The sequence below is a fragment of the Streptomyces sp. NPDC051909 genome (assembly GCF_040681095.1).
GTDB lineage: Bacteria > Actinomycetota > Actinomycetes > Streptomycetales > Streptomycetaceae > Streptomyces.
Window position 1 is genome coordinate 14,842 of the sequence record NZ_JBFAYA010000001.1, and the last position, 26,380, is coordinate 41,221.

Sequence of the window (26,380 nt, forward strand, 5' to 3'; positions counted from 1 at the left end):
CTCCGGGCGCCCGGTCGGTCGGTCGACCGGGTGCCCGGTCAGTCGATGTGCACGATCTGGAACGCCTCCGCCATCCGCCCCGCCGGCAGCCCGCCCGCCCGCGCGTGTTCGCTCAGCCAGTCCCGTAGCAGCCCCGCCAGGTCGTCGAAGTGGGCGGTCTGGGAGGTGTGGATGCGCAGGGCCTCGACCTTGCGGTCGAAGACGGGGGTGACGTCGACGTACTGGTTCGGGGTCGGGCCCGTCATCAGCCACAGCTCGTGGACGATCCAGGGCTCCAGGCCCTCCTCCCTCAGCAGTTCGGCGTGGGCGAAGGGGTTGCGGGCCTCGGGGTAGACCGCGCGCAGGCAGGCCTCGCCGACGGCGCGGTGGTCGGGGTGGAGGTCGGCCGCGCGGGCCCAGTTGATCTCGGGGGAGGGGACGATGCAGCGCTGCGGCCGCACCTCGCGGATGACCCGGCACAGGTCGCGCCGCAGCCGTACGTCCGCCTCGACGAAGCTGTCGGGGTAGCCGAGGAAGCGCACGTCCGCGACGCCGCTGAGCTTGGCGGAGTGCATCTGCTCGGCGCGGCGCAGGTCCGCCATGGCCTGGCGGGGGAGCAGGGGGTCGTAACCGCCGGCGCCGCCGTCCGTGACGATGCAGTACGTGACGCGGGTGCCGCGCTCGATCCACTGCATGACCGTGCCGCTCACGCAGAACTCGATGTCGTCCGGGTGCGCGGCCACCACCAGCAGCGATTCCGGTGCACTCCGAGCGTTCGGGTCGATCTCCAAGTCCTCCATGGGGCCAGCCTCTTGGTGCGGCGGGGGCGTCGCAAGGCCAAGTCCTGGCGTGAACCGGACATGGCACTTACGCGCCACTCAAAAACTTGGTAGATTCAAATCATTGGGTGCAGCAAGTTGACAAGTGGTCAAGTGGTCAAGTGATCCGGAGGCGACCGGCAATGTGCAGGATTCTCGGCTCCTTCGCCGCGGGCACGGACGCGGCCCGTCCCGACCCGGCCGAACTCGCCGCGGTCTCGGCCCGCCAGCGGCACGGCGGGCCCGACGAGCACCAGGTGCTCAGCGGCCCCGGCTGGTCGCTCGGCTGCGACCGGCTCGCCGTCACCGACCCGTGCGGCGGCACACAGCCGTACCGGCTGCCGCACCTCCCCGGCATCCTCGCCGTGCTCAACGGCGAGATCTACAACCACGTCGAGCTGCGCCGCCGCCTCGCCGCCCGCGGCCACCGCTTCCCCGACCGCTGCGACGGCACGCTGCTGCCCGCGCTGTACGCCGAGTACGGGCCGGCCTTCGCCGAGCACCTGGACGGCATGTTCGCGGTGGCCGTCCTCGACCTGCGGCCCGGCAGCGTCCAACTCGTGCTCGCCGTCGACGACATGGGCATGAAGCCGATCCACCTCCACCACGACCCGTACGACGGGGCGACCCGCTTCGCGTCCGAGATCCCGGCGCTGCTGGCGTTCGAGGGGGTGCGGATCGCGCCGCGCGAGGACGCGCTCGACACGGTGCTCGCGACCCGTACCCCGTACGCCTCGCAGACCGCCCTCGACGGCATCAGCGTCCTGCCGCCCGGCGCGACGGCGCTCGTACGGCCGGGGCGCGCGCCCGTCGTACGGCGGCGTGCCCCGTACGCGGCGGCGAGGCCGGTCGGCGACACGCAGGACGTGCTGCGGCACGAGGTGCGGCGGCTCGCCACCGCCGACGCGCCGGTGTGCGCGATCACCAGCGGCGGGCTCGACTCCGGACTCGTCACCGCGCTCGCCGCCGAGCACGCGCGCGAGACGGACGCGCCGCCGCTGCACACCTTCCACCTCACCTACCGGGGCAAGTGGCCCGACTCGGAGGCGGCGTACGCCCGTTCCGTCGCGAGGCGGGCCCGGACCGTGCACCACGAGGTGACCGTCGACCCCACCGAGATCCCGTCCCTGCTCACCCGCACGGTCCGGCACCTCGGGCAGCCCAACGCCGACCCGATCACCCTCTCCACCTACGCCCTCTTCCGGGCGGTGCGCGAGAGCGGTTTCACCGTCGCGCTCTCCGGGGACGGCGCGGACGAGCTCTTCGGGGGGTACGACCGGATGCGGGCCGCGCTGACGGCACCGGCCGGCGTGGACTGGGCGGGCGCGTACGCGGACGCGCTGTCGGCGGCGCCGCGGCTGCTGCGGGAGCATCTGTACACGTCCTCGTACGCCGCCTTCATCGCCGACCAGGGGTCGGCGGCCGACCGGATCGAGCAGGAGCTCAGGTCCGCGGAGGGCGACCGGGCGTCGGTCATGTCCGCCTTCGAGACGCGCTGGCGGCTGCCCGCGTACCACCTGCGGCGGGTGGACCACCTGTCGATGGCGTGGGCGGTGGAGGCGCGGATGCCGTTCTGCCAGCCGGCCGTCGTCGCGCACGCGCGCGAACTGCCGGCGGCGGCGCGGCACGGGAAGCGGGCGCTGTACGAGGCGGGGGCGGAGCTGCTTCCGGCGGGCGTCCTGAACCGGCCCAAGCAGCCGTTCACGCTCCCGATCGCGGCGATGATCGCGCCGGGCGGGCCGCTCCTCGAGACGGTGCGGGAGCTCCTCTCGCCGGCGCGGCTCGTGCTGGGAGGGAAGGTGCGGGCGGACCGGGTGAACCGGCTGCTGGCGCGGCACCTGGAGCGGCCGAACCAGCACATCGCGCTGGCGCTGTGGGCGCTGGCGGTGCATGAGCTGTGGGCGGAGGTCGTGCAGGGGATGCGGATTCCGGTGGGTTGTGCGGCGTGAGGCCCACCCTCCCCCTGACTTCGTCGGGGGGACCCCCACCGCACGCGGGACGATTGCCCACACGGGGGTGGGGGAGCGGGGAGCGGGGCCCCGCCCACAACGGGACGGCACCGTACCCGCTCACGTCGTCCTCGCCCACCACGCCCCCGGGCCCACCCTCGTCCTCCGGGTCGACCAGCTGCCCCCCGGCGCACTCGGGCTCGGCTCCGAGCTCGGCCACCTTCGGCGGGCCCTCGCCGCGACTCCCTACGCGCACCTCAACAAGATCGCGCTCTATCGGCCTTCGGGTCCTCACCGCCTCGACTACCGCTTCGTCCAGGCCCTCCCCGGCCACGGCCCCGGCGGGTTCGACTTCCGGGCCGGGTGCGGGCATTCGCTGCTCGCCTGTGTCGTGGCCCAGGGGGGAGGCGGGGCGACCGTGCGGGCGGTCACGACCGGAGACACCGTGTGGTGCCGCCAGGGTGCCGACGGGGCGTACACGCTGGAGTTCCGGGGAGCCCCCGACGCGCCCGGCACCCTGCCCACCGGCCGGCCCGTCGACGTACTCGACGGCGTGCCCGTGACGCTCGTGCGGTACGGGAATCCGTACGTCCTCGTCGACGCCCGCCACCTCCCGCCGACAGGTCGGGAACAGGCCCTGCTGGCGCTGCGCGCCCGTGCCGCCCGTCTCCTCGGGTACGCGCCGCACTCGCCGCTCCCCAAGATCGCCGTGTTCCGGCAGACGGCCGACGGAGGAATCACCGCCCGGGCGCTGACCGTGGGGGGCTGGCATCCGCGGCTGGCGCTGACCGGGGCCGCCGCCTTCGCCGCGGCCGGGGCGATCGAAGGGACCGTCGTCCGAGGCCCGGTGACCCGGATCGGGACGCCCGGCGGGCCGGTGCGGGTCTCGGTCACGGCCACCACCGTGCGGGTCCACGACAAGCGCGCCCATGTCCTCGCGCGGCTCGAACTCCCCTGGCGTATCCACGCAAAGGCGTGAACGCGCACCCCTCCGGCCAGGGCTTTCGCCTTTCGCCTCTGCCACGCTGAAGGGCGAGACGACCAGCCACAGCGCAACCAGCCACAGCGCAAGCCGTTCCCGTTCCCGTTCCCGTGCCGTATCCGTGGGGAGAGCAGACACACATGAAATTCGAGAATCTGCGTGTCGTCGTGACCGGGGCGAGCCGTTACTTCGGCCGCGCGCTCGCCGTCGGATTCGCCCATCTCGGGGCCGAGGTCTACGTGTCGGCCCGCACCGTCGAGGCCGCCGAACGGACCAGAACCGAGGTCATGGGCTCGGCCCGCGACCGTATCCACGCCTTCGGCTGCGACCTGAGCCGGCCGGCCGAGATCCGGGAGTTCGCGGCCCGGGTCGGCGAGCGCACCGACCGGGTGGACCTGCTGGTCAACAACGGGGCGCGCTGGCTGGACGGGATGGACCTGGAGGCGGCGAGCGACGACCAGATCGTGGAGACGATCGAGTCGACGGCCGGCGGCACGGTCCTGATGGTGAAGCACTTCCTGCCGCTGCTGCGCGGCTCGTTGCGGCCCGACATCGTGAACATGGTCGCGGTGCGCGACGCGGAGGGCGCCTCGGCCGCCGCGGCCGGCGCCGCGCACGAGGCGTTCTGGGCGGCGAAGAGCGCCCAGGCCGGATTCGCCGACATTCTCTCCCGCCGGCTCCGCCCCTCCGGCGTCCGCGTCTTCTCCCTCTTCCCGCCGGACTTCTCGACCTCCGACCCGCGCCACGCGGAATGGGACGGCGCCGATCCGGACGGAATCGCGCCCGACGAGAAGCTGACGACCCAGGCGCTCTTCGAATGCATCGTCTACGCCGTCGAGCAGCCCCGCGACTGCTTCATCCGCTCCTTCCATTTCGAACCTCGCTGACCGCGTCAAGGAGGTCCCATGAACACGCCCGTCTGGATCACCGCGACTCCTCCGGCCACCCACGGCGAACTGCACATCGGCCATCTGGCGGGACCGTACGTCGCGGCCGACGTCCTCACCCGCTTCCTGCGGGCCGAGGGCGAGCCCGTCCGCTTCACCACCGGTACCGCCGACCACGCCAGCTCGGTGGAGGTCAGAGCGCTGCGCCACAACCGCAAGCCCGAGGAGGTCGCCGAGGGCTACCGCGCCGCGATCACCGCGGACTGGCTGCGCTCGGGCGTCGCGTTCGACCACATCGTGAAGCCGCGCAAGGACCGCGGGTACGCGCGCTGGGTGCAGGACCTCTTCAGCCGGCTGTACGCGCAGGGGGTCATCGCCCCGCGCACCCGCCTCCTGCCGTACTGCGAGCCGTGCGAGCGCTGGCTGTACGGGGCGCACGTGACGGGCACCTGCCCGCACTGCGGGGCGTCGAGCGACGGCGGGATGTGTCACGAGTGCGCCCGGCCGAACGACGACGGGGACCTGATCGCGCCGCGCTGCTCGATGTGCGACACCCCGGCGCTCGCCCGCCGCTGCCGGCGCCTGTACGTGCCCCTGGAGCCGTTCCGCGACCAGCTGTCCGACTACTGGGCGATGGTCGAACTCCCGCCTCGGCTCGCCGCGTTGTGCGAGTCGCTGGTGGAGGACGGGCTGCCGGACATCGCCGTCGGGCATCCGGCGGAGTGGGGGCTCGACGTGCCCGTGGAGGGCTTCCCGGAGCACCGGATCGACGCCTGCTTCGAGGCGGCGGCGATGCACCTCTTCGGCTACGACCCCAAGGGCCCGCTGCCGCGCCGCACCATCCACTTCTGCGGCTTCGGGCACTCCTTCTGCCATGCCGTGCTGCTGCCGGTGCTGCTGCTCGCGCAGGACATCAAGCTGCCGCAGGAGTTCAACGTCAACGAGTCGTACGTGGTGGAGGAGGGCGTCCACGAGGGCAATGTGTGGGCGCTCGACCTGCTCACCGAGTACGGCTCCGACACCCTGCGCCGGCACGTCCTGCAGGCGCGGCCGACCGGCCGCCGCACCGTGCACCAGCGCGACCGGCTGGCCGCCGCCCGGCAGGAGCTGGACGAGAACTGGAACAGCTGGCTGTCCCGGCTGTTCGCGGCCGTCCGCGAGGAGTGCGACGGGGTGGCGCCGCAGGCCATGCCCGGCGGCACCGGCTGGGCGATCCTGGAGCGCCGGCTGCACCGGGGCGTGGACGACCTGCGCGAGGCGTACGGGCCGGACGCCTTCGACCCGCGGCGGGCGGTGGCCGTGCTCGACGAGATGGTCCGCTCGGTCGCCGACTTCGGCTACGTCAACGCGCACGAGCGCTGCCGGCCGACCACCAACTGCCGTCATCTGCCCGTGCTGGCCGCACAGTTGGCGGTTGCATCGGCCCTCGCCGCCTGGGCGCGGCCGGCGATGCCGGAGGGCGCGGACCGGCTCGCGGCGGCGCTCCAGGTGGAGCCGGGGCGGCCGGTGGACTGGTCGGCGCTGATCGCTCCGCTGCCGGGGACGCGGCTCGCGCCGCCGTCCGGTCCGGTCTTCGGGTTCTGAGCCCCCATCCGTACGGACCCGAACCCGCACTCCCTCCCGAACCCGTACCCGTACCCCCTCCCGTACCCGTACCCCCTCCCGCACCCGTACAGCTCCTCACTTCTAAGCCCCTAAGAAGTCACGTACTTGCCCCAAGGAACAGATATCCCCTCCCCTGCCGCGTGACCGTGCGCGCCACGCGCGGGGGCACGCGGCCCTCCCCACAGGAGCCCCTCGTGTCCCTGCGCGTCGCCATGCTCAGCGTCCACACCTCCCCGCTCCACCAGCCCGGAACCGGGGACGCCGGCGGGATGAACGTCTACATGGTCGAGCTGTCCCGTGCCCTGGCCGAACAGGGCGTCGAGGTCGACCTGTTCACCCGCTGCCGCGGGGAGGGCCTGCCCGGTCTGGTCGACCTGGAGCCCGGCATCCGGGTCCGGCACCTGCCGGCCGGGCCGCGCCGGCCGCTGCCGAAGGAGGCCATGCCCGATCTGGTCGTGCCCTTCTCGCTCGCCCTGCTGAAGGAGGGCCGAAGGTGCGGCCGCCCCTACGACCTGGTCCACTCGCACTACTGGCTGTCCGGGCAGGCCGGGCGGATCGCCTCGTTCGGCTGGGGGATACCGCTGGTGCACACCGCGCACACCCTCGCCCTGGTGAAGAACGCGCACCTCGCGGACGGTGACACCCCGGAGCCCGAGCTGCGGATCCGCGGCGAGCACCAGGTGGTGGAGGACGCCGACCGGCTGATCGCGAACACGGGCGACGAGGCGGAGGCGCTGCGCACGCTGTACGGGGCGGATCCGGCGCGCACGGAGGTGGTACGGCCCGGGGTGGACCTGCGCACCTTCGCCCCCGCTCACGGCAGGGCGGCCGCCCGCGCGCGCCTCGGGCTGCCGGCGGACGCGTTCGTGCCGTTGTACGCGGGGCGGATCCAGCCGCTGAAGGGCCCGGACGTGCTGGTCCGGGCGGTGGCGGAACTGCTCGGCATGGCTCCGGAGTTGCGCCGAAGGCTGCTCGTACCCGTCGTGGGCGGGCACTCGGGGGCGACCGAGCAGGGCTCGGTGTGGCGGCTCGCGGCGGAACTCGGTGTGGACGACGTCCTGAGGCCCTGCCCGCCGGTGCCGCAGGAGCGGCTCGCGGACTACTACCGGGCGGCGGACGTGCTCGTCGTGCCCTCGCGCTCGGAGTCGTTCGGCCTGGTGGCCCTGGAGGCGCAGGCCTGCGGGACGCCGGTGCTCGCTGCGGCGGTCGGCGGGCTGCCGACGGCGGTGTGGGACGGGGTGTCGGGGCTGCTCGTACGGGGGCACGATCCGGTCGAGTACGCGCGGCGGCTGCTGTGGCTGGTCCGCAACCCCGAGGCGCGGGTCACGATGGGGGAGGCGGCGGCCCGGCATGCCCGGGGGATGAGCTGGCGGACCTCCGCCACGCGGACGATCGACGTCTACGAGGACGCGGCGGCCCGGGTGGGGCAAGGGCGGCGGCACGCCCCTGCCCCGGCGGCCTCTCTCTCCTGGAGGAACGAGAAGGCCGTAGCACGAGTCTAGCATCTCTTTTGGTTCGACCAAAGGTTAGGGGCGGCCAGGATGCGCCAATTCCGTTCCCGCAATGGCGGATTGACGCACTCACGCCATGGCGAGTCCACGCATGGAGAATCCCTGGATTCGCCCTGGAGCGGCCGACAGAATGGAGATGTCTTCAGGGAGCGCCCGGCGGCACGGGCCCCCAGAAGCCGGAATTCACATTCCAACTCCTGGAGGAATCATGAACAAGACCATCCGTCAGTTCGCCCTCGCCCTGGTCGCCTGCCTCGCCGTCGCGGGTGGTGCGACGATCGCCGCCACCAGCAGCGACTCCGGCGCCACCCACCAGCCCGCGTCGGCCGGCGACGAGTGGCCGGTTCCGCCCGCCACCTCCGCGCCCATCAACTGACGCATATTCCCGGGGGAATTCCCCTGGCAATTGCACCGGAATTTTCAGGCCCCGCGATCGTCCTGCCACGATCGCGGGGCTTTTCGTGCCCGCTCGGTCCCCTCAGTCGAGCCAGCCCAGGCGCACCGCGCGCACCCCGGCCTCGAATCGGCTCGACGCCCCCAATTCCTGCATGAGTTCCGAGAGCATGCGGCTCACGGTGCGCAGCGAGACGCCGAGGTTCCGGGCGATCTTCTCGTCCTTCATGCCGGTGGCGAGCATGCGCAGGGCCGCCTGCTGCTGCTCTGACAGGCCGTCCCCGCCCCGCTCCGGCACCACGTCGTCACCGTACGGGGTGGCCGCGTGCCAGCAGTGCTCGTACAGGTTCAGGAACGAGCGGACGAGCAGCCGTCCGCGGGCGAGGATCGCGCCCTCGCGCGGGGTGGCCGGGTGCAGCGGCACCAGCGCGAACTGCTCGTCGGAGATCACCATGTTGAGCGGGATGGTCGGCGCGATGCGGATCTCGACGCCCAGCTCGACCCGGCGGTTCAGCAGCTCGGCGACCTCCGGACGGGCCGCGTCGTTGCTGTGGTAGATGCCCCGGACCCGCACCCCGTGGTCCAGCTTGCGGCGGTCCCGCTCCAGGAGCCGCTCGGGCACCTGCCGGGTCGGGCCGCTCGGGTACATCGCGCAGGAGGCCTCCCGGGTGACGTCGTTGAAGTCCTCCAGGGCCTGCTGGATGCGCCGGTAGTCGGTGATCGCCTCGACCGCGATCTCGGACCGGGTCAGCGAACCGGGCCGCAGGAAGCTGCCGGCCAGTGTCTCCAGGGTGCTGTAGGCCTGGTCGGCCTCGGCCAGATGCTCCCGCAGCCGGGCCCGCTCGCGGTCGAGGACCCGCAGCAGCGCGATCTCCGGGTCGACCGAGGCGACCGTGTCGCCGTTCGGCTGCCACGCGGCGTCGTGGAGGTCGGCGTTGGAGGCGTGTGCGCTCGTGGTGGGCACGATCAGGCCGAGGGCGATCAGTTCGGCCCGACATCGCTCGTACTCCTCGCCGGTCAGCCCGAGTTCGGAGGTCGCCTCGGCGAAGTCGGACACGCCGCGCCGGCGTAACTCCTGGTAGACGGAGACGAGTCGGCTCTGCCGCGCGGAGTCCGGGCGGCGGGCGTGGTCGGCGTGATCGGGCTGGTCGGCGTGATCGGGCTGGTGGGCGGGCACGGCGCCGCCGGTCGTGGCGCCGCTCGTGGTGTCGTCGGTCGCAGCCATGGCGCGTCTTCCCCCTCGTCGTCGTGGTTCCACCGTCGGAATCGTCAGGCTATGTGCCGCGCGCGGGCGCCAGTCGGCGTCGTCGGCGTCGCCGCGGGGGGAGCGGGCGGAACGAGGGGGGTGGGCGGGGCGGGGTTCCGGGGCCGAGGGCGGTTCGGGCGTGCGGGTGTCCGCCGTGGTCATGCCGTCCCCCTCGTCGTCGACTCGGCCTTCCGGTCCGTCCACGCCGTGTTCGCCTGCGCTGTGGTGTCTGTGCTCGCCTGCGTCCTCGTGAGCAGGCTACGTCGTGTGCTCGTACGGTTCGCCGTCGAGGAGGCCGAGCCGGGCGGCCTTCACACCGGCCTCGAAACGGCTCGCGGCGTCGAGTTCCTGCATGACCTCGGAGATGAGGCGGCTGACCGTGCGCAGTGAGACGCCCAGGTTGCGGGCCACCTGCTCGTCCTTGATGCCGGAGGCGAGCATCCGCAGGGCGGCGCGCTGCTGTTCGGAGAGGCCGTCGCCGCCCGGCTCGGCCGGTTCCTCGTGGCCGTACGGGGTGGCGGCGTGCCAGCAGTAGTCGTAGAGGGCGCGGTAGGAGCGCACGAGGCCCGGGCCGCGGGCCAGGATGACGGCCGAGTCCGGGTCGTGCGGATCGGTGGGCAGCAGGGCGAAGTTCTCGTCGGCGAGGACCATGTTCATGGGGACGACGGCGGACAGGCGCACCTCGACGCCGAGCGCGGTCCGCTCGGCGAGGTGCTGCACCATCTCCGGGACCTGGCCCACCCGATGGCTGTACATGGCCTGGACGAGCACGCCGCGGGTCACCCGGTCGCGGTCCCGGGCCAGTTCGAGGGACATCTCCTCGCGGCGCACGGATCCGGTGTGCATGGAATGGACGGAGGTTCGCACCGTGTTCGTCAGGTCGGCCAGTTCCCGGCCGATTCTGGCCGGATCCTCCACGATCTCGACCTCGACCTCGGAGCCGGGCTCCATGCCGGCCCGCAGGAACGGTCCGGCGAGGGTCTCCAGGGTGGTGTGCGCGCGGTTGGTCTCGGCGAGCCGGCTCTCCAGGCGCTCGCGCTCGTGCTGGAGGAGGCGGAGCAGGGCGACGTCGGGGGCGACGACGGCGGGAGCGGCGGCGGAGGTCTCGCATCCGGCTTCGCCCCGGGTGCCGTCCTTCGTCCCGTCGATCAGGCCGAGGGCGACCAACTCCTCGTGGCAGCGGTCGCGTTCGGCCTGGGTGAGGTCCAGGCGGTTCGCCGCGTCGTCGAGGGACTCGCCGGTCGTGCTGCGCAACTCCTGGTAGAGCGCGAGGGTCTGCTCGTTCCCCGTACGCGCTCCGGCGGCGTTTTTGGACACGACGCAGCAGACTCCCCTCGGATCGCGCGGATCCTGTTGAAACGCCCCGCTAGACCCTGCCACAGAATCGAACGGGTCGCATGGTGTTCCCGTGCTTTCAGCGCGCGGGGGCGGTGTCCTCGGAGGCGGTCCGGCAGTCGGGGCAGACGCCCTTGAAGACCACCTCGGCGTCGCTGACCTTCCACTCGGGCAGGCTGCCGCGCGGCGGGGCGGGGGCGGTGGCCGCCACGTTCTCCACGCGGCCGCACGTCAGGCACAGGGCGTGCTGGTGTGCGGGGCCGGAGATCTCGAAGACGGCGGGCAGGCCCGGGCGGTCGAACTTGCTGACCAGGCCGGTCTCCTGGAAGTGCCGCAGCATCTCGTAGACGGCCTGGCTGGTGAGGGTGCCGAGGCGCTCGCGGGCGGTCGCGGTGATCGCCTCCACGTCGAGATGGCCGCCGGCGGCGAGCACCGTGAGCACCTCCAGGCGCGGACCGGTGACCCGCAGGCCGACGTCGCGCAGGCGCTGGATCACCGCCTCGCGGCCCTTCAGCTCTTCCACGACTGCCATCTTCTCCGCCCGCCGCCTGCCATCCGGACCGCTGCCCGGCCGCTATCTGGTCGACCCAAACCTTTGTGGGCATCGTACCTCTTGGCGACCCTTGTCGTCAGTCGTCAGTCGTCAGTCGTCAGTCGTCAGTCGTCGGTACGGCAGACCAGCAGCACGCTCTCGGTCCGGTCGTCGATGCGGTGCCGGCGGCGGCCCTCGATGTGCAGGCCGGCGGAGTGCAGTTCGGCGGCCAGGCGCTCGCCGTCCACGATCCACTTGTCCGTGCTGAGCACGACCCGCTCGGTCGACAGCTTCCCGGTACGGGCCGAGTAGTAGGTGATCCGCTCGCTCATCGTGCGCAGGTCGAAGGTCTGCCGGGCCACCACCCACTCGTCGATGCCGTCGAACCGCGGCACCTGGAAGGCCCAGGTGCGCTGCGGCTCGGCGACCAGGCCGGGCGCCAGGTGGGCCGTGTAGTCGAGCGCGAGCGCTCCGCCCGCCCCCAGGTGCGAGGCGATCTCGCGCAGCAGCCGGGGCCGTGCCTGCGGCGGTACGGCGGAGACCATCGCGCCGGCGAGCAGCGCGAGCCGGTAGTCGCCGTCGAGCCGCAGCTCCGTGAGGTCGGCCCGGGTGGTCACGATGAGCCCGGCGACCTGCGGACCGATGCGTCGGGCCCAGTTCTCGAGGCGTTCCAGGGCGGGGCCGTCCCGGTCCACGGCCTCCACGGCGAAGCCGTGCCGGGCGAAGGGGACGGCGAGCCGTCCGGCGCCGGAGCCGAGATCGAGAACGGGGCCGCCGGTGGACCGGGCGAGACCGAGGTACCGGACGATGTCGGCGCTGTGCGGGCCGAGGAGCGCGTCGTGGAGCCAGACCGAGTCCTCGTCGCCGGGGGAGACGGATTCCAGTCCGGGAAGGGTGTCGGACGGGAGCCGGATCCCGGCGCCGGGGGCGGGCAGGTCGTATCGGGACGGCCGGACCGGCGCGAGCGGTGCGGGCACAGGCACGACGGGCAGGGAAGTGCCGCTCGATGTGTGCATCGCTCCTCCAGGGGCTCGCTCGGTCCGTGCCGTCCGGGCAGGGCACCCGTGCCGCCGGGGCCGCGCCGCTGGGCTCCATCCTGACCTGCGGCGGATGGCCGGTTCCAGCGGATCCGGGGGCGTGAACACGCGATGGCGTGTGTCTGCCACGGGGGCGCGCGGAGGAGCCGTACGAGCCGCGGAGCCGTATCCGGGCTCGGAGCGGGCGGCTCGGAGTGAGCGGCTGGGAGCGGGTGGCTCAGAGCGGGCGGCTCCGGCGGGTCGTGCCGTCGAGTGCCACGAAGCCGCTGTGCTCGTAGAAGGGGAGCGCGGGGTCGGGGTCGGCGGGGAGCGTAAGGCGTTGTTCGGTGGCGCCGTAGGCCCGCATCCGCCCGCTGGTCGCGGCGAGCAGGGCCGTACCGATGCCGGCGCGGCGGGCGCCGGGCAGGACCGCGAGCGCGTACAGCTCGCCCTCGCCCGGTACGGGCACGCCGCCGGCCACCGCGCCGAGCAGGGCGCCGTCCGGTGCCGCCGCCACCAGCCAGCCGAGCCAGCCGGGCGCACCGCCGGGAATTTCAATTTCCGCGCGGATACGGGGGAGTGCGCATTGCGCGGACACGAGCCGTCGGGTGGGGATTTCGCCGAGTATTTCTGCGTAACTGTCCCGAATGCACTCCGCAAGCAGCCTGGATATCGTCGTCGCGTCGGCGGCTTCCGCCGCCCGCACGTCCGCCAGCTGCATTGGTTCGTACCCTTCGACGTGCCGAGCTGAACGCCAACGTACCCACAATAGCCGGGAATTCACACGGAGTGTGACCGATGTGAAATCTACGAATTCCCTTAGTAATTAATTCGGGAAGGAACAGCAGGCGATGATCAGCGGGGCGGCCGCCAGGCCGGCCGCCGCGATCGTCGCGAGGCCGCGCAGCACCGGGTGCCCGGCGCTGTGCGGGGTGAGGATGCGCCGCATGCGCAGCGCGGCCGAGGGGCCGCCCGCGCCGAAGGCCTGTCGGGGTGCCCGTCCCGAGGCCAGCGCGTACAGCGCGGTGGCCAGCGCGTCGCGCGAGCAACGGCGCAACGCCCGGTCGTCCGCGGCCATTTCGAGCAGCAGAGGTACGGCGGTGCCGCCGTGCCGGGCCAGCGGCAGATGCCGGAACACCGCCGCGAACGCCTCCGCCGCCGCGACCAGGAGGTGGTGCCGGCCCGCGATGTGTGCCCGCTCGTGCGCGAGGGCGGCGGCCAACTGCGGGCCGGTGAGGGTGTCCAGGGCGCCGGAGGAGACCACGACGCGGCGCGAGCGGCCGGGCAGGCAGTAGACGACCGGCCGTTCGTGCTCCAGGACCGTGACGCCGAGCCCCGCGTCGTAACGCCCCACCAGGCGCAGCGTCTCGGCGTGCCGGCAGCGCTGCCGGCGGGCCCGCAGCAGGACCCGTACGAAGCCGGTGGCCGGGACGGCGAACACGGCGAGAGCGATGCCGAGGGAGGCGTACTCGACGGCGGTGAACTCCTGGAACTCCCCGGCGGTCGGCAGCCGGAGCGCGAACAGCGCGTCGCTGAGCCGGTGGCCGGTCGTGCTCGGCAGGATCAGCTGGGCGGGCAGCAGCGCGGCCGAGCCGGTGAACAGCGCGCCGCTCGCCACCCACACCGCGAGCGCGAGTCGCGGCACCTGCTGCGCCCAGCGGGCCCGTACGAGCAGCCACGGGACGAGGAAGCCCGTACAGAGGAGAAGGCCGAGCGGCGGCAGGGTGTGGTGGTTCATCCGTCCACGCCCTGGGTGCGGCGGGCGGTGCGCAGTGCCGTGTCGAGGGCCGCCATGTCCTCGTCGGAGATGGTCTCCACGAAGCGCAGCAGCGCCGCCGGCCGGTCCTGGCTGTCGCCGAGCGCGTCCTGCATGAGCCCGGCGGTGTACTCCTCGCGGCTGCGCACCGGTTCGTACAGCCAGGCCCGGCCCGACTTCTCGCGGCGCAGCCAGCCCTTGCGGTGGAGTATGTCCGCGACGGTCATCACCGTCGTGTAGGCGACCCGGCGCCCCAGATTGATGTCGTCCACGATCTCGCGGACCGTGGCGGGCCGCTGCCAGGCCCACAGCCGGTCCATGATCTCGGCCTCCAGCTCTCCCAGCCGGCGCACGTGCATCCCCTCCCCGCTCCGGGCGGCTCATCGTACGGGCCGCCTCACCCGCTCAGGTATACCCCCCAGGGGTACGATGGCGAGATGACGACCCTCATGAACGGCCTCATGAAGAGCCGCCCCTGCGCGAAGGTCTGCGTCCCCGGACTGCCGGGCTCGGCGGAACTGGTGGTGCTCCGCCAGGTGCTCGGCCTGTGTCTCAGGCTGAGCGTCCGTCTGACCGCTGACTGCCCTTCGCACAAGGGCGGCTGACTCTTTTCTGTTGTCTTGTCGCACGCTCAGTGCGTCAGGTCCGGATCAGGTCGGGATCAGGTCCGGATCAGGTCCGGATCAGGCGCGCGATCGCCTTCGACGCCTCGCCGACCTTGACCCTGGCCTGGTCCCCGCCGGCCTCGATGGCCTCCGTGACGCAGCAGCTGAGGTGCTCGTCGAGGAGGGCCACGGCGCAGGACTGGAGGGCCGCGTTGATCGCGGAGACCTGGGTCAGGACGTCGATGCAGTAGACGTCCTCGTCGACCATCCGCTGCACCCCCCGGACCTGTCCCTCGATGCGCCGGAGGCGTCTGATGATGTCTTCCTTCTGCTGTGCGTAACCGGCCACGGCCGTCTCCCGTCAGAGCGTCGCATCACTTGTCGGCGGCCTGGAAACCGCGCAGGCGCAGGCTGTTGCCCACCACGAAGACCGAGGAGAAGGCCATGGCCGCGCCCGCGATCATCGGGTTGAGCAGTCCGGCCGCGGCGAGCGGCAGGGCGGCCACGTTGTAGGCGAAGGCCCAGAAGAGGTTCGAGCGGATGGTGCCGAGGGTCTTGCGGGAGAGCCGGATGGCGTCGGCCGCGGCCCGCAGGTCGCCCCGTACGAGGGTCAGGTCGCCGGCCTCGATGGCCGCGTCCGTACCGGTGCCCATCGCCAGGCCCAGGTCGGCCTGGGCGAGCGCGGCGGCGTCGTTGACGCCGTCGCCGACCATGGCGACCGAACGGCCCTCGCCCTGAAGCTTCTTGACGACGTCGACCTTGTCCTGCGGCATGACCTCGGCGATCACCTCGTCGATGCCCACCTCGGCGGCGACGGCCTCGGCGACCGCCTTGTTGTCGCCGGTGAGGAGGATCGGGGTGAGGCCGAGCGCGCGGAGCCGCTTGACGGCCTCGGCGCTGGTCTCCTTGATGGCGTCGGCGACCTCCAGGACAGCGCGGGCCTGGCCGTCCCAGGCGACCGCGATGGCGGTCTTGCCGGCGGCCTCGGCGGCCTCCTTGGCGGCCCGGAGGGAGGGGGTGAGCTCCATGGCCCACTCCTGGAGCAGCTTCTCGCGGCCGACGAGTACGGCGTGGCCGTCGACGACGCCCTGGACGCCGAGCCCGGGGATGTTGGCGAAGTCCTCGGGGGTCGGCAGGGTGCCGACCTTGGCGGCGGCGCCGGTGGCGACGGCCTGGGCGATCGGGTGCTCGGAGGAGTGCTCCAGGGCGCCGGCGAGACGCAGCACGTCGGTCTCGTCCGTACCGGCGGCGGTGTGGACCTTGATGAGGGTCATCCGGCCGGTGGTGACGGTGCCGGTCTTGTCCAGGACGATGGTGTCGACCTTGCGGGTGGTCTCCAGGACCTCGGGGCCCTTGATCAGGATGCCGAGCTGGGCGCCGCGGCCGGTGCCGACCATGAGGGCGGTCGGGGTGGCGAGGCCCAGGGCGCAGGGGCAGGCGATGATCAGCACGGCGACGGCGGCGGTGAAGGCGGCGGTGAGGCCCTGCCCGGTGCCGAGCCAGAAGCCGAGGGTGCCGAGCGAGAGCGCGATGACGATCGGCACGAACACGGCGGAGATCTTGTCGGCGAGGCGCTGGGCGGCGGCCTTGCCGTTCTGGGCGTCCTCGACGAGCTTGGCCATGCGGGCGAGCTGGGTGTCGGAGCCGACGCGGGTGGCCTCGACGACCAGGCGGCCGCCGGCGTTCAGGGTGGCGCCGGTGACGGCGTCGCCGGCGGAGACCTCGACCGGCACGGACTCGCCGGTGAGCATGGAGGCGTCGACGGCGGAGGAGCCCTCGACGACGATGCCGTCGGTGGCGATCTTCTCGCCGGGGCGGACCAGGAAGCGCATCCCGACCTGGAGTTCGGCGGTCGGCATGGTGATCTCGCGGCCGTCCTTGATGACGGTGACTTCCTTCGCGCCCAGCTGCATCAGCGCCTTGAGCGCGGCGCCCGCCTTGCGCTTCGAGCGGGCCTCGAAGTAGCGGCCGGCCAGGATGAAGGCGGTGACGCCGGCCGCGGCCTCCAGGTAGATGTTCCCGGCGCCGTCGGTGCGGGCGATGGTGAACTCGAACGGGTGCGTCATGCCGGGGGTGCCGGCGGTGCCGAAGAACAGCGCCCACAGCGACCACAGGAACGCGGCGATGGTGCCGACCGAGATCAGCGTGTCCATCGTGGCGGCGCCGTGCTTGGCGTTGGTCCAGGCGGCCCGGTGGAAGGGCCAGGCGGCGTAGACGACGACCGGCGCGGCGAGCGTGAGGCTCAGCCACTGCCAGTACTCGATCTGCAGGGCGGGGACCATCGCCATGGCGATGACGGGTACGGCGAGGGCGACGGCGGTGATCAGGCGCTGCTTCAGCGGCCGCAGCTCGGCGTCGGCCTTCTCCTCGTCGGTGGGGCCGTCGGCGGCGCCGGGGGTCTCGGCCCTCGGCGGCTCGGGCTCCTGGGCGGTGTAGCCGGTGGCCTCGACGGTGGCGATGAGGTCGGCGACGGCGATGTCGGCGTCGAACGTGACCTTCGCCTTCTCGGTCGCGTAGTTGACGGTGGCCTCGACCCCGTCCATGCGGTTGAGCTTCTTCTCGATCCGGGCCGCGCACGAGGCGCAGGTCATGCCGCCGATGGCGAGCTCGACCTGGGCGGTGCCCGGAGTGGTCGTGGTCATTTCCTGCTCCTCTTTTCTGGAGGCTCGGTTCTCCTCCGGGCGCTTCGAGCCCTTCGGTTCACTCGCCTTCGTGCGGCACGCGCCGTGACGCCGTGACGCCGTGACGCCGTGGCGCGGGTTCGGGGGCCGGGGCCCGGGCGTGGTGGGCGAGCCCCGGCGGCCGGTGGGCGCGGTCGGCGCCGGTCGAGCCGGTCGGTCAGGCGCGGCCGGTCAGCTCGTAGCCGGCGTCGTCGACCGCCGCGGCGATGGCGGCGTCGTCGGGCGCGCCGCCGGTGGTGACGGTCACCAGGCCGCCGGCCACGTCGACATCCACGGAGATGACGCCGTCGAGCGCGCTGACGGAGGTGGTGATGGCGGTCTTGCAGTGGCCGCAGGTCATGCCGGTGACGGCGTAGACCGTGGTGGTGGCGTCGGCGACGGCGGTGGCCGTGGTCGCCTCGGCGGCGTTGGTGTGGCAGCTGTTGTCGGGGGTGCAGCAGGAACCCATGTCGTCCTCCGTCGATCGATGTCGGATACCCTCGGGGGGTATCGGTGTGAGTCCATGTATACCCCCCTCCCGTATCCCGTGCAAGTGTGGATCGACGTGACTTTGATACCCCCCAGGGGTATGGTGAAGTGCGTTGAAGGGCATCGGAGCCACCCCATGTGCAGGAGATACGGGAGAGCAGCCATGAACACCGGAGTGAAGATCACCGCCTTTGCCGCCGCGCTCGCCGCGACCTTCGGGACCGCGTACGGGGTCGGCAAGGGCGTCGGACCGGTCGACGAGCCGAAGAAGGCCGAGCACAGCGGGCATGCCGAGCACAGCGGGCACGCGGAGGCGGCGCCGCAGGAGTCGTCGAAGAAACAGGGAGGTGGCCACGCGGGTCACGAGGCCGGCGCGGCGAACGCGCCCGCCGCCGGCGGCCTCCAGGTCTCCGAGGGCGGCTACACCCTCGCCCTCGACACGCCGACCCCGGCCGCCGGCCGCAGCACCCTGAAGTTCTCCATCAAGGACGCGAACGGCAGGAAGGTCACCGCGTTCACCACGGAGCACGGCAAGGAACTGCACTTCATCGTCGCCTCGCGTGACCTCACCGTCTTCCGCCACCTGCACCCGGTGAAGGCCGCCGACGGCACCTGGTCGGTGGACGCGGACCTGCCGGTGGCGGGCGCGTACAAGGCGTTCGCCGACTTCAAGCCCGCCGCGGCGGGTGCGAAGGGGGTCACGCTCGGCGTGGACCTGTCCGTGCCCGGCGCGTACGCCCCGAAGCCCATGCCGCCGGTGGCCCCGGCCGCCGACGTCGACGGCTACCAGGTGCGCCTCGGCGGCACCCTCGACCCGGGCAGGGCGGGCGAGCTGCGGCTGACCGTCACCAAGGCGGGCAGGCCGGTGACGGACCTGGAGCCGTACCTCGGCGCCTACGGTCACCTGGTCGCGCTGCGCGAGGGCGACCTCGCCTACCTGCACGTCCACCCGAACGAGGGCGGCCCCGGCCCCGACGTCTCCTTCACCGCGACCGCGCCGAGCTCCGGCACGTACCGCCTCTTCCTCGACTTCCAGCACGAGGGGAAGGTCCGTACGGCGGCCTTCACCGTACGGGCGGGGAGCGCGGGTGCCGTTCCGTCGGTGCCGTCCGAGGCGGGACACGGTGCGGGCGGCCACTCCCACGGCTAGTCTGGTCTCGAACATTGGACTAGACCTGTAGGCGTGCGAGCGGTGGAGGAACGGACTCGATGAGCAACCGTGCAGTGCTGGAGGTGATCGCCCTCGACGAGGAGGACGCGGTCGCTGCCCAGGCCGGTGGGGCGGACCGTCTCGAGCTGGTCACCGACATGGCGGCGGACGGGCTCACCCCGTCCACGACCGGCTTCGCGGCGATCCGCGCCGCGGTGGACATCCCGCTGCGCGTGATGCTCAGACTGACGGACGGGTTCGAGGCGGGCGACGCCGGGCAGGTGGACGCGCTCGTACGCCGGGCCGCCGAGCTCCGCGAGGCGGGCGCGACCGAGTTCGTCCTCGGCTTCCTCACCCCCGACGGCGAACCGGACCTGGTCGCGGTCGAGCGGCTGCTCACCGTCATCGACGGCTGCCGCTGGACCTTCCACCGGGCCGTCGACCGGGCCGCCGACCGCGACGCGCTGCGCAAGCAGCTCGCGGACCTGCCCGGCCTCGACACGTACCTCACGGCGGGCGCGGCCACCGGCGTCGACGACGGCCTCGCCACCCTCAAGGCCGAGGCCGCCCGCTCCGGCTCCGGAGACCCCGGCTACGAGCCGCAGATCCTCGTCGGCGGCGGCCTCCGCCTCGACCACCTCCCCGAGCTGCGCGCCGCCGGCCTCGACGCCTTCCACATCGGCGGCGCGGCCCGCCCCCGCGGCTGGACGGCCCCGGTCTCGGCGGACGCGGTACGGGAGTGGCGCGCGGCCCTGGACGCGTAGGCGACACGGACCCCGGACGGAAGCAGCCCCAGGTCATCGACCTGGGGCTGGGCAGCAGGAAGCCGTCCTCGGCGCCGCACTCACCTGCTGGAGGAAGCTCGTCGCGTGACGCTCTCACGCAGGAAGGTCTCAAGGCGTTCGGCGAAGCCCGGTGCCGCGGCGACGAAGTGACCGGCGCCTGGATGCACGGTGCGCTCGCCACCGAGCGCGCCCGCGAGAGCGTCGCAGATCCGCTCGTGTGCGGCCGCGTGGTCTCCGGACGCGACGAGCACCGGGACGCCGGCGTCCCGGATCGCATCGAGCCGTGGGCGCGCCTCGCTGGTCGGCCGAGTACCGCGCGCCCGCCGAACGGCAGCGACCACGCCTTCGGGGAGCGGGCCGTCGCCGATGGACGCGCCCACGAGACCGAGGAACTCGCGCAGCTCGATCGGGTCCGCATCCATCCCGTGGGTGAGGACCGCATCGCCGATGCGTTCGAGCCGCGCCACCTCGGGATCGTCGGGGACAAGGTAGTTGAGCGGCGGCTCGATCAGGGTGAGCGAGCGCACGCTGCCCGCCGCCGCACCGGCCGCGGTCAACGTCCCGAGGACGCCGTAGGAGTGGGCGACGACGTGCGGGCGGCCGACGAGCAGCGGCGCCAGGTCCAGGGCGTCCACCTCGAAGTCCTGGCGCTCCCGCGGTGGCGGGCTCGGCGGGTAGCCACGGCGATGGACGTGGGCCAGTGTCCACCGATCGGCCAGCGGAGCGAGAGGGCCCCACGTCGTCCGCGGGCCCGCACCCCCGTGCACGAGCAGGACCTCGGGCCCGGAGCCATGGCGCACCACCACGATCTCGCTCACGAGGCGAGCGTAGCGGCGGTTCTCAGTCGCCGGTCGTGCCGTCCAGCATCTCGCGCAGGATGTCCAGATGGCCGTTGTGGCGGGCGGTCTCCTCGGTGAGGTGGAGCAGGATCCACCGCAGATCGACAGGGATCCCGTCGCGGCGGGCCCGCTCGGCCTTGTCGTCCAGGCCGCTCCCGGCGACCAGTTCGCGGTAGCGGGCGCTCTGTCCGGCGTACTCGTCGAGGAGCTGCGCGAGCGGGAAGTCCACGGCGATCCGCATCTCCCGGTCGGGGTCCTCCGCCGTCCACGGCCCCTGGTCCTCCTCGCCGAGGAAGACCACCTGGAACCAGTAGTACTCGACCCAGCGGAGGTGGTTCACCAACCCGCTCATGGTCATCAGCGGCGACCCCGGCAGGAGCGCCTTGCGGGCGTTCTCCTCGGAGAGGCCCTCGCACTTGGCGCGGACGGTGTCGCGGGCGTAGTCGAGAAACGTGGTGAGCTGCGTGCGCTCGTCCCACGCGGACGGCATGTCGTCGATTCTGGTCATCGGGCGAAGGGTCCCCGATGACCGCGCCCGGTGTCGAGGCGATTTACCGGCGGCTCAGGCCGCAGACCTGCACTCCGCGCACAGCGGATTGGCCTCGTAGGTTCTGATCGCCCGCTCGCAACCGTCACAGCTCACGAGGGGCGGGCGCGTCGACGATGGCGTCGGTGGTGCCGCCGGTGGTGCCGCCGGTGGTGCTTCGGCGGGCAGCGGCGGCGGCAGTTGGGCGGCCAGCCGGTAGGCGAGGAACCGGGCCGGGTGGTGAATGGGTACGTGCGCGGGCGGCAGGGCCGCGGTGAGCGTCCGCGTGATCTGCGCGCCGTCGATCCCGGCCGCGAGCCATCCGTCCACGGCGGGCGCCAGCCGCTCCACGTCGCGGCAGGACAGCAGCAGCCGGGAATCGACCGTCCGCAGCCGCGCGAGCACCGCGGCGGCGGGCCCGGAGGGCGGTGCCGACGGTGCCGAAGGCGGCGGCGGAGGCGGCGGGGGTGGCGGCGCTTCGGTCTGTACGGGGGCGGCGCCGGGCTTGTCGTACCAGACCAGCCGCGTGGCGAACCGCCCACCTCCGAGCGCCACCCGCCTCCGCTCCAAGTACCCCTCCTCCGCAAGCTCGTTGAGCGCCCGCCGGATCGAGATCTCGCCCTCGCGGAAGCGCAGCGTCAGCCGCTTCACCGACGCGTCGGCACCGTCCGGCAGCGACTGGATGTGCGCCCCGAGACCGATCGCGAGCCCTGAGAGCCTCGGATGCTGGAGGAGGTCGTTGCCCACGACCGTGAACCGTTCGCGGTGCCGGTGCCGTACGTGGATCACTCCTGAGCGTGGCGCGTCGGCGGGGATCTCGAACGGAGCGGGGGACGCGGACGTGGCCGCGTTAGACTGCGTAACAGCCATTGGGAAGGTCTCGACTTCCTGATCGGTAGGCCCTCGTCAGGATTGCCGTCCTGCCGGGGGCCGAGTTGCATATGCCGTTGTTGCGGCCGACCGTACCGCACCTGTCCGAGTTCCGGACAATCTGTCACCCGATCGTGTGAGCAGGCCGGTTGGGGGACGGAGGGGGTGGTTTGGAGGGTTCTCTCCCGCCGTCCTTTACAGGGCGTCGAGCAATCCCGCGACGTGGCCGACCACGCCCCGGCCGGGGCCGGGCGCTCAGCTCAGGAAGGTCTGCCGCCACTCCAGCGGGGACATCGTCAGCGCCGCCTCGGCGAGTTCCCGCGCGGACGCCGTCTTCAGGCTGTTCAGGGACGTGTCGATCCAGTCCTGGACCAGCGTGTTCCCCTGCGCGCGGTACTCGACGGCCTGCACCAGGCACTCCAGCTTGTCCGCGTCCCTGGCCACGACCGCCTCGGCCGACTCCTTCGCCTCGTACTCCTCGACCACGCGCTGCACCCCGTCCCGTACCGCCGGATGAGCGGCGGACACCTGGTCGGCGGTGACGGTCTGGTTGGCGGCGGCGTCGAGGTAGCGGCGGCCGATGTGGGGGATGTCGCCGATCCGCGTCTCCTGCGTGTCGTGGAACAGACACATCAGAGCGACCTTCGCCGGGTCCACCCCTTCCATCATGGCCAGCACAGCCCCCGATGATCCCCACGCGGAACGAGTGCTCGGCGATCGACTCGGGATTGTTGTTCCCGGTGAACCACCACCCGGTGCGCTTCGCGTTCTTGAGCACGCCCATCTCGAAGAGGAACCCGGCCGTGCCCTCGGCGTACGCGGTCTCGTCTGCCATGCGGTGACCTCCGGTGTCAGTCTGATCACACAGCGCCTGCGCGCAGCATAGGCCGCCCCCGCTCGTAGACCTCGCGTGCGTGCGCGTTGCCGAGGTGCGGGCGGAGGGCGGTCAGCATGACGCGGATGCGGTCGTCGCATCGGCCGGACTGTACGTGCGGGTACTCGTCCAGGACGCGGTTCCAGTCGGCGCAGGCCTCTTCCAAACGCCCGACGCGCAGCTTCCGTTCCGCGAGCATCGCGCCGTAGCGCACGCGGGTGCGGCGGTAGGCGGGCTCCCGCAACCGATCGGCGAGTTCGAGGGACTCAACGGCGCCGGCGACGTCGCCGAGCTCGTAACGGACTTGACCGACGTGGTAGTTGAGAGCCGACGGATCGTACGAACCGAACGCCTTCGCCCTCGACTCGGCCTTGTCCATCGCCGCCTCCGCCTCCTTGATCCGGAGCAGGGCGCCCGCCCGGTCTCCCGTCTGCGCGGCGGCGTGCGCCTGCTGGCCCGCGAGGAACGCGAGCATCCGCGGCCCGGCCTGAGGCGAGGCGGCGGCAGCCGCGTCGGCGAGTCGGAGGGCGAGCTGCCCGTGGTCGAGGTCGACGGCCTGCACGCTCATGCCCCGCAGGGTGGTGCAGTACGTGAGGTGGTCGCCGGCCGCGCCCGCGAGTTCGAGCGCCTTGGTGTAGTAGCGCTGGGCCAGGCCGTCCCGGCGCTCGTCCATCGCCATGTAGCCGGTCAGATAGCAGTGGTCGGCCGCCGCCGACCGCAGGGCGTTCTTCACGTCGTCCGAGGCCGTGGCCCTGAGCGCGGGGACGATGGTGTTCACCAGGAAGGCCGCCGCCATCGGCCGCGCCATCCGTCCGCCGAACTTGTCGTCGAGATCGCTGATGTGCTCGGTCATGGCGATGATTGCCTCGACCTCGGCCCGCCCGATCCGCGTGTGCGGATCGCTCTGCACCCGCTCCAGCCGGTCCCGTACGTCCGGCCACCCGGGAATGACCGCCGCGGCAGAGTACAGCCCGGCGCCGAGCACGCTCCTCCGCGATGGATCCATGTCCGCGCTCCCGAGGTCGACCAGCCCTGCCACGGTATCCGGCGCCTCGTCGGACGTGTCGGGAGTTTTCGTGAAGCCCGCCGCGTACGCGCTGACGGGCCGCCCGAGCCGTCGCGCGAGGGCCTCCAGGATCAGTGGCCGGACGGCCTTCCTCGGCACGCTGCCCGCGAGCCAGTGCGGCACGGCCGACTCGTCGTATCCGAATGGGATGCCGACCTCGGTGCCCACGCGAGCGATGGCGCGGATGAACTGGCCCCGAGACCACCCGGTCTCCTCGAAGAGCGCCGCTAAGGCGGTGTTCGGTGTGCGTGCCGTCATGGCTGGCCCCCTGAACTTTCACGGCATTCACGATCCCGTGCTGCTCCAACGGTACTCACGTTCCGTGTCCGTCGGTTGACTGAACATCACGTCCGCCGAGAGGAGCAGCGCATGCCCACCCCCGAACATTCCCGCCGCACGTCTCCCGCTTCGGACCCTTCGCCTCCCGGCGCCCCCAGCCGGGCCCTGCGCATGCGGGCCGCGTCCGGGTGGGTGCGGTTCATGCGGCGGGCCGAGGCGGTGGGGTCGTATCCGGTCGGGCCGGACGGGTACGAGCGGCATCCGCTGGTGGGCGCCCGGGTACGGGACACGGCCAGCGGGGCTGAGGGGGAGCTCACCGCCGTCACGCGCGAACTGCACGGCGACGGACGGGAGGTGCGCATCGCGCACATCCGCGGTGAGAACGGCGTCGAGTGGACGGCCTCCGCCGACAACATCCAGGCCGCGCCGTTTACCGCCCACGTTGCCTGGGCCGCACCATCAGACAGGAGAGCCGACTTGTTCATCGACATCCCGAGCGAACTCGAAGCCGCTCTGATCGACCTTCCCCTCCCTGCTTGGAGGATGGACGGCTCGTTTCTGGCGAAGTCCACCACGGAGGAGTACCGGACCGAGTTGACGGCCACCCCGCGGTTCGAGGAGACCGCAGCGACGCTGCGCCATGCGCTGACCGGGGAGGGCGGCGGATGCGCCGTGTTGCGCCTGGGCAACATCGCCGAGGCCATGGGAATCGGCGACCGATTCCTGCGGCTGGCGACGGGCTTCGCAGCCGAAGTGGCCGTCCCCTTCTCGCCCTTCCCGCGATGGCCCCTCTGGAAGGACATCGGGGTCAAGATCGACAAGGACCCTGGCAAGTCCTCCGGCATCGGGTACAACGCGTTCCACATGGACCTTGTGAACGCGACCCTGCCCCCGGACTACACGACGCTCCTGTGTGTTCGCCCCGACCCGCTCGGAGGCGGCCACAGCATTCTCTCCGACGCTCACGCGGCGGTGGCTCGGCTGCCGGAGGACAGCCGCTCCCTCCTGGCCGAGACGGCCTACCACTACGGGACCTTCTTCGACCTGCACGGCGTCGGCGAGGAGTACAAGCCGTTCCCGGTCCTGGGCGGGGGCGACGGGTTCGTCCGGTTCACTGCCAAGATGCTGGAGAGGTCCGAGCTTGGCCGGGCGCACGCCGAAGCAGCCCGGGAACTCGCTGAAGAGCTCGTCCGGGGACAGGTCTCCTTCATGCTCAAGCCCGGGGACTACCTCATCGTGGCCCAGCGCCGATTCCTGCACGGCCGCGAGGCGCTCGCCGGGGGCCAACACCAGGTCGAGCCCGATCGCCGCCGCCTGCTGCTCCAGTTGTTCCTGCGCGCGTCGGCCAGCGACGGCCCGACCGCGTAGCCGGCCGACGGTCACCACCGGAATCGCTCGGGCACCGAGTCCCCGAGCCCGCGCACCGACCTAAATGCGCGAGTTGCGCAGTGACTGCCACACAGCCCCGGCCAGGGCCTGCGTCGCCCGTGGGACCGACAGGTGCTCGTGTCGGCGGTAGAGGTCCCAGTTGTACGGGACGAGCCCCAGCTTGTTGGAGGACAGCGATGCCGCCTGGTGGGCCCGGTACACGGCGAGCGGTGCAGCCAGGCCCCGGGCCTCGGCGCCGCCTCGCAGGATGCTGAGCCACAGCGCGTAGTCCTGGCGCTTGCGCATCTCCGGCATCAGCCTCGTGCCCAGGGCACGGCGGTCGTACATGGCGGTCAAGGCGCCGATGTAGTCGCGGCGCAGCATCACGCGGTAGTCCACGTGCTCCCGCGCTCGGATCACCCGACCGTTCGGGACCCAGTCGGTGCTCTCGCCGGCGTAGTCGGCGTCCATCTTGAAGTACGAGGTGAACGTCAAGGGCGCATCGGCCTCCGCGGCGAAGGCGAGCTGCTTCTCGGTCTTCTCTGGAAGCCACATGTCGTCGCTGTCGAGAAAGGCAATGTAGTCCCCGCGGGCTCGCTCGATCGCGAGGTTGCGGGCGCGACCGGCACCGCCCTGTTCGGGTGCCGACTGAGGCAGGACGCGCTCGTCCTGCTCGGCGAACTCGCGGAGCAGGTCCATGGAGCCATCGGAGGACTGGTCGTCGGTGACCAGCAGCTCCAGGTCACTGTGGGTCTGTGTGAGCACCGATCGGACGGCCGCACCGAGGGTGGCTGATGCGTTGTACACGGGCATCACGACAGACACCAGGGGCACAGCACTTCTCCTTGCCAGACCAGGAA

General features: G+C 72.3%; 26 protein-coding genes and 1 pseudogene. 10 read left to right on the forward strand and 17 right to left on the reverse strand.

What is annotated here, in order from left to right; all coding sequences use genetic code 11:
- Positions 1-38: 38 nt before the first annotated feature.
- Positions 39-779: a PIG-L deacetylase family protein gene (locus AB0M18_RS00110; RefSeq protein WP_365754163.1), complete on the reverse strand. Its 741-nt coding sequence runs from the start codon at positions 777-779 to the stop codon at positions 39-41.
- A 161-nt stretch (positions 780-940) separates the two neighbouring features.
- Here AB0M18_RS00110 and asnB point away from each other — a divergent pair, with 161 nt between their 5' ends.
- From asnB to AB0M18_RS00140, 6 genes are all read left to right on the forward strand, one after another.
- Positions 941-2,746 carry an asparagine synthase (glutamine-hydrolyzing) gene (gene asnB, locus AB0M18_RS00115; RefSeq protein ID WP_365754165.1) on the forward strand — a complete coding sequence of 602 codons (1,806 nt, stop codon included), beginning with the start codon at positions 941-943 and terminating at the stop codon, positions 2,744-2,746.
- A 67-nt stretch (positions 2,747-2,813) separates the two neighbouring features.
- Positions 2,814-3,725, forward strand: coding sequence for a hypothetical protein (locus AB0M18_RS00120; protein ID WP_365754166.1), 912 nt, complete (start codon positions 2,814-2,816; stop codon positions 3,723-3,725).
- Between the two features lie 143 nt (positions 3,726-3,868).
- Positions 3,869-4,615 carry an SDR family oxidoreductase gene (locus AB0M18_RS00125; protein ID WP_365754168.1) on the forward strand — a complete coding sequence of 249 codons (747 nt, stop codon included), beginning with the start codon at positions 3,869-3,871 and terminating at the stop codon, positions 4,613-4,615.
- 18 nt (positions 4,616-4,633) lie between these two features.
- Positions 4,634-6,199 (forward strand): class I tRNA ligase family protein, encoded by a 1,566-nt coding sequence (locus tag AB0M18_RS00130; RefSeq protein WP_365754170.1) that lies wholly within the window; start codon positions 4,634-4,636, stop codon positions 6,197-6,199.
- 233 nt (positions 6,200-6,432) lie between these two features.
- Entirely contained in the window at positions 6,433-7,722 is a 1,290-nt protein-coding gene (mshA, locus tag AB0M18_RS00135) for a D-inositol-3-phosphate glycosyltransferase (protein ID WP_365754998.1), read from the forward strand.
- A 217-nt stretch (positions 7,723-7,939) separates the two neighbouring features.
- Complete coding sequence (locus tag AB0M18_RS00140; protein ID WP_365754171.1) at positions 7,940-8,107, forward strand: hypothetical protein; 168 nt, start codon at positions 7,940-7,942, stop codon at positions 8,105-8,107.
- A gap of 102 nt (positions 8,108-8,209) precedes the next feature.
- On the opposite strand, the gene AB0M18_RS00145 is transcribed toward AB0M18_RS00140, so the two are convergent.
- The 7 genes from AB0M18_RS00145 to AB0M18_RS00175 form a co-directional block, all read right to left on the reverse strand.
- On the reverse strand, positions 8,210-9,349 hold the full coding sequence (locus AB0M18_RS00145; RefSeq protein WP_365754172.1) for a LuxR C-terminal-related transcriptional regulator: 1,140 nt from the start codon (positions 9,347-9,349) through the stop codon (positions 8,210-8,212).
- Positions 9,350-9,628: 279 nt separating this feature from the next.
- The gene (locus AB0M18_RS00150; protein ID WP_365754174.1) at positions 9,629-10,687 is read right to left on the reverse strand and encodes a helix-turn-helix domain-containing protein; all 1,059 of its coding nucleotides are present in this window, start codon (positions 10,685-10,687) and stop codon (positions 9,629-9,631) included.
- Between the two features lie 97 nt (positions 10,688-10,784).
- Positions 10,785-11,228: a transcriptional repressor gene (locus tag AB0M18_RS00155; RefSeq protein WP_365754176.1), complete on the reverse strand. Its 444-nt coding sequence runs from the start codon at positions 11,226-11,228 to the stop codon at positions 10,785-10,787.
- A gap of 134 nt (positions 11,229-11,362) precedes the next feature.
- The gene (locus AB0M18_RS00160) at positions 11,363-12,220 is read right to left on the reverse strand and encodes a class I SAM-dependent methyltransferase (RefSeq protein WP_365754177.1); all 858 of its coding nucleotides are present in this window, start codon (positions 12,218-12,220) and stop codon (positions 11,363-11,365) included.
- A gap of 271 nt (positions 12,221-12,491) precedes the next feature.
- Complete coding sequence (locus tag AB0M18_RS00165) at positions 12,492-12,851, reverse strand: GNAT family N-acetyltransferase (RefSeq protein WP_365754179.1); 360 nt, start codon at positions 12,849-12,851, stop codon at positions 12,492-12,494.
- A gap of 228 nt (positions 12,852-13,079) precedes the next feature.
- A complete protein-coding gene (locus AB0M18_RS00170) occupies positions 13,080-13,991 on the reverse strand; it encodes a M56 family metallopeptidase (RefSeq protein WP_365754181.1) in 912 nt (303 codons plus the stop codon).
- Complete coding sequence (locus tag AB0M18_RS00175) at positions 13,988-14,362, reverse strand: BlaI/MecI/CopY family transcriptional regulator (RefSeq protein WP_365754182.1); 375 nt, start codon at positions 14,360-14,362, stop codon at positions 13,988-13,990. Before AB0M18_RS00175 ends, AB0M18_RS00170 begins: the two co-directional genes overlap by 4 nt.
- A gap of 84 nt (positions 14,363-14,446) precedes the next feature.
- Here AB0M18_RS00175 and AB0M18_RS00180 point away from each other — a divergent pair, with 84 nt between their 5' ends.
- Positions 14,447-14,614, forward strand: a complete 168-nt coding sequence (locus AB0M18_RS00180) for a hypothetical protein (RefSeq protein WP_365754184.1) — start codon at positions 14,447-14,449, stop codon at positions 14,612-14,614.
- A gap of 67 nt (positions 14,615-14,681) precedes the next feature.
- On the opposite strand, the gene AB0M18_RS00185 is transcribed toward AB0M18_RS00180, so the two are convergent.
- The 3 genes from AB0M18_RS00185 to AB0M18_RS00195 all read right to left on the reverse strand — a co-directional run bounded on the left by AB0M18_RS00185 (position 14,682) and on the right by AB0M18_RS00195 (position 17,743).
- Positions 14,682-14,963 carry a metal-sensitive transcriptional regulator gene (locus AB0M18_RS00185; RefSeq protein ID WP_365754185.1) on the reverse strand — a complete coding sequence of 94 codons (282 nt, stop codon included), beginning with the start codon at positions 14,961-14,963 and terminating at the stop codon, positions 14,682-14,684.
- A gap of 25 nt (positions 14,964-14,988) precedes the next feature.
- Positions 14,989-17,256, reverse strand: coding sequence for a heavy metal translocating P-type ATPase (locus AB0M18_RS00190; RefSeq protein ID WP_365754187.1), 2,268 nt, complete (start codon positions 17,254-17,256; stop codon positions 14,989-14,991).
- Between the two features lie 196 nt (positions 17,257-17,452).
- Positions 17,453-17,743: a cation transporter gene (locus AB0M18_RS00195; RefSeq protein ID WP_365754188.1), complete on the reverse strand. Its 291-nt coding sequence runs from the start codon at positions 17,741-17,743 to the stop codon at positions 17,453-17,455.
- Positions 17,744-17,926: 183 nt separating this feature from the next.
- On the opposite strand from AB0M18_RS00195, the gene AB0M18_RS00200 reads away from it, so the two are divergent.
- Positions 17,927-18,913, forward strand: coding sequence for a hypothetical protein (locus tag AB0M18_RS00200; RefSeq protein ID WP_365754190.1), 987 nt, complete (start codon positions 17,927-17,929; stop codon positions 18,911-18,913).
- Positions 18,914-18,972: 59 nt separating this feature from the next.
- Positions 18,973-19,677 (forward strand): copper homeostasis protein CutC, encoded by a 705-nt coding sequence (locus AB0M18_RS00205; RefSeq protein WP_365754192.1) that lies wholly within the window; start codon positions 18,973-18,975, stop codon positions 19,675-19,677.
- 80 nt (positions 19,678-19,757) lie between these two features.
- Here AB0M18_RS00205 and AB0M18_RS00210 read toward each other — a convergent pair whose 3' ends face one another.
- The 5 genes and pseudogenes from AB0M18_RS00210 to AB0M18_RS00230 form a co-directional block, all read right to left on the reverse strand.
- A complete protein-coding gene (locus tag AB0M18_RS00210) occupies positions 19,758-20,516 on the reverse strand; it encodes an alpha/beta fold hydrolase (protein ID WP_365754194.1) in 759 nt (252 codons plus the stop codon).
- Between the two features lie 22 nt (positions 20,517-20,538).
- Complete coding sequence (locus tag AB0M18_RS00215; RefSeq protein ID WP_365754196.1) at positions 20,539-21,045, reverse strand: DinB family protein; 507 nt, start codon at positions 21,043-21,045, stop codon at positions 20,539-20,541.
- Positions 21,046-21,099: 54 nt separating this feature from the next.
- Entirely contained in the window at positions 21,100-21,810 is a 711-nt protein-coding gene (locus tag AB0M18_RS00220) for a helix-turn-helix domain-containing protein (RefSeq protein ID WP_365754198.1), read from the reverse strand.
- Between the two features lie 378 nt (positions 21,811-22,188).
- Positions 22,189-22,768: pseudogene (locus AB0M18_RS00225) on the reverse strand (HD domain-containing protein).
- 25 nt (positions 22,769-22,793) lie between these two features.
- A complete protein-coding gene (locus AB0M18_RS00230; protein WP_365754199.1) occupies positions 22,794-24,131 on the reverse strand; it encodes a tetratricopeptide repeat protein in 1,338 nt (445 codons plus the stop codon).
- Between the two features lie 111 nt (positions 24,132-24,242).
- Here AB0M18_RS00230 and AB0M18_RS00235 point away from each other — a divergent pair, with 111 nt between their 5' ends.
- Entirely contained in the window at positions 24,243-25,520 is a 1,278-nt protein-coding gene (locus AB0M18_RS00235) for a TauD/TfdA family dioxygenase (protein ID WP_365754201.1), read from the forward strand.
- 60 nt (positions 25,521-25,580) lie between these two features.
- On the opposite strand, the gene AB0M18_RS00240 is transcribed toward AB0M18_RS00235, so the two are convergent.
- Entirely contained in the window at positions 25,581-26,354 is a 774-nt protein-coding gene (locus tag AB0M18_RS00240) for a glycosyltransferase family 2 protein (RefSeq protein WP_365754203.1), read from the reverse strand.
- Between the last annotated feature and the right edge of the window lie 26 nt (positions 26,355-26,380).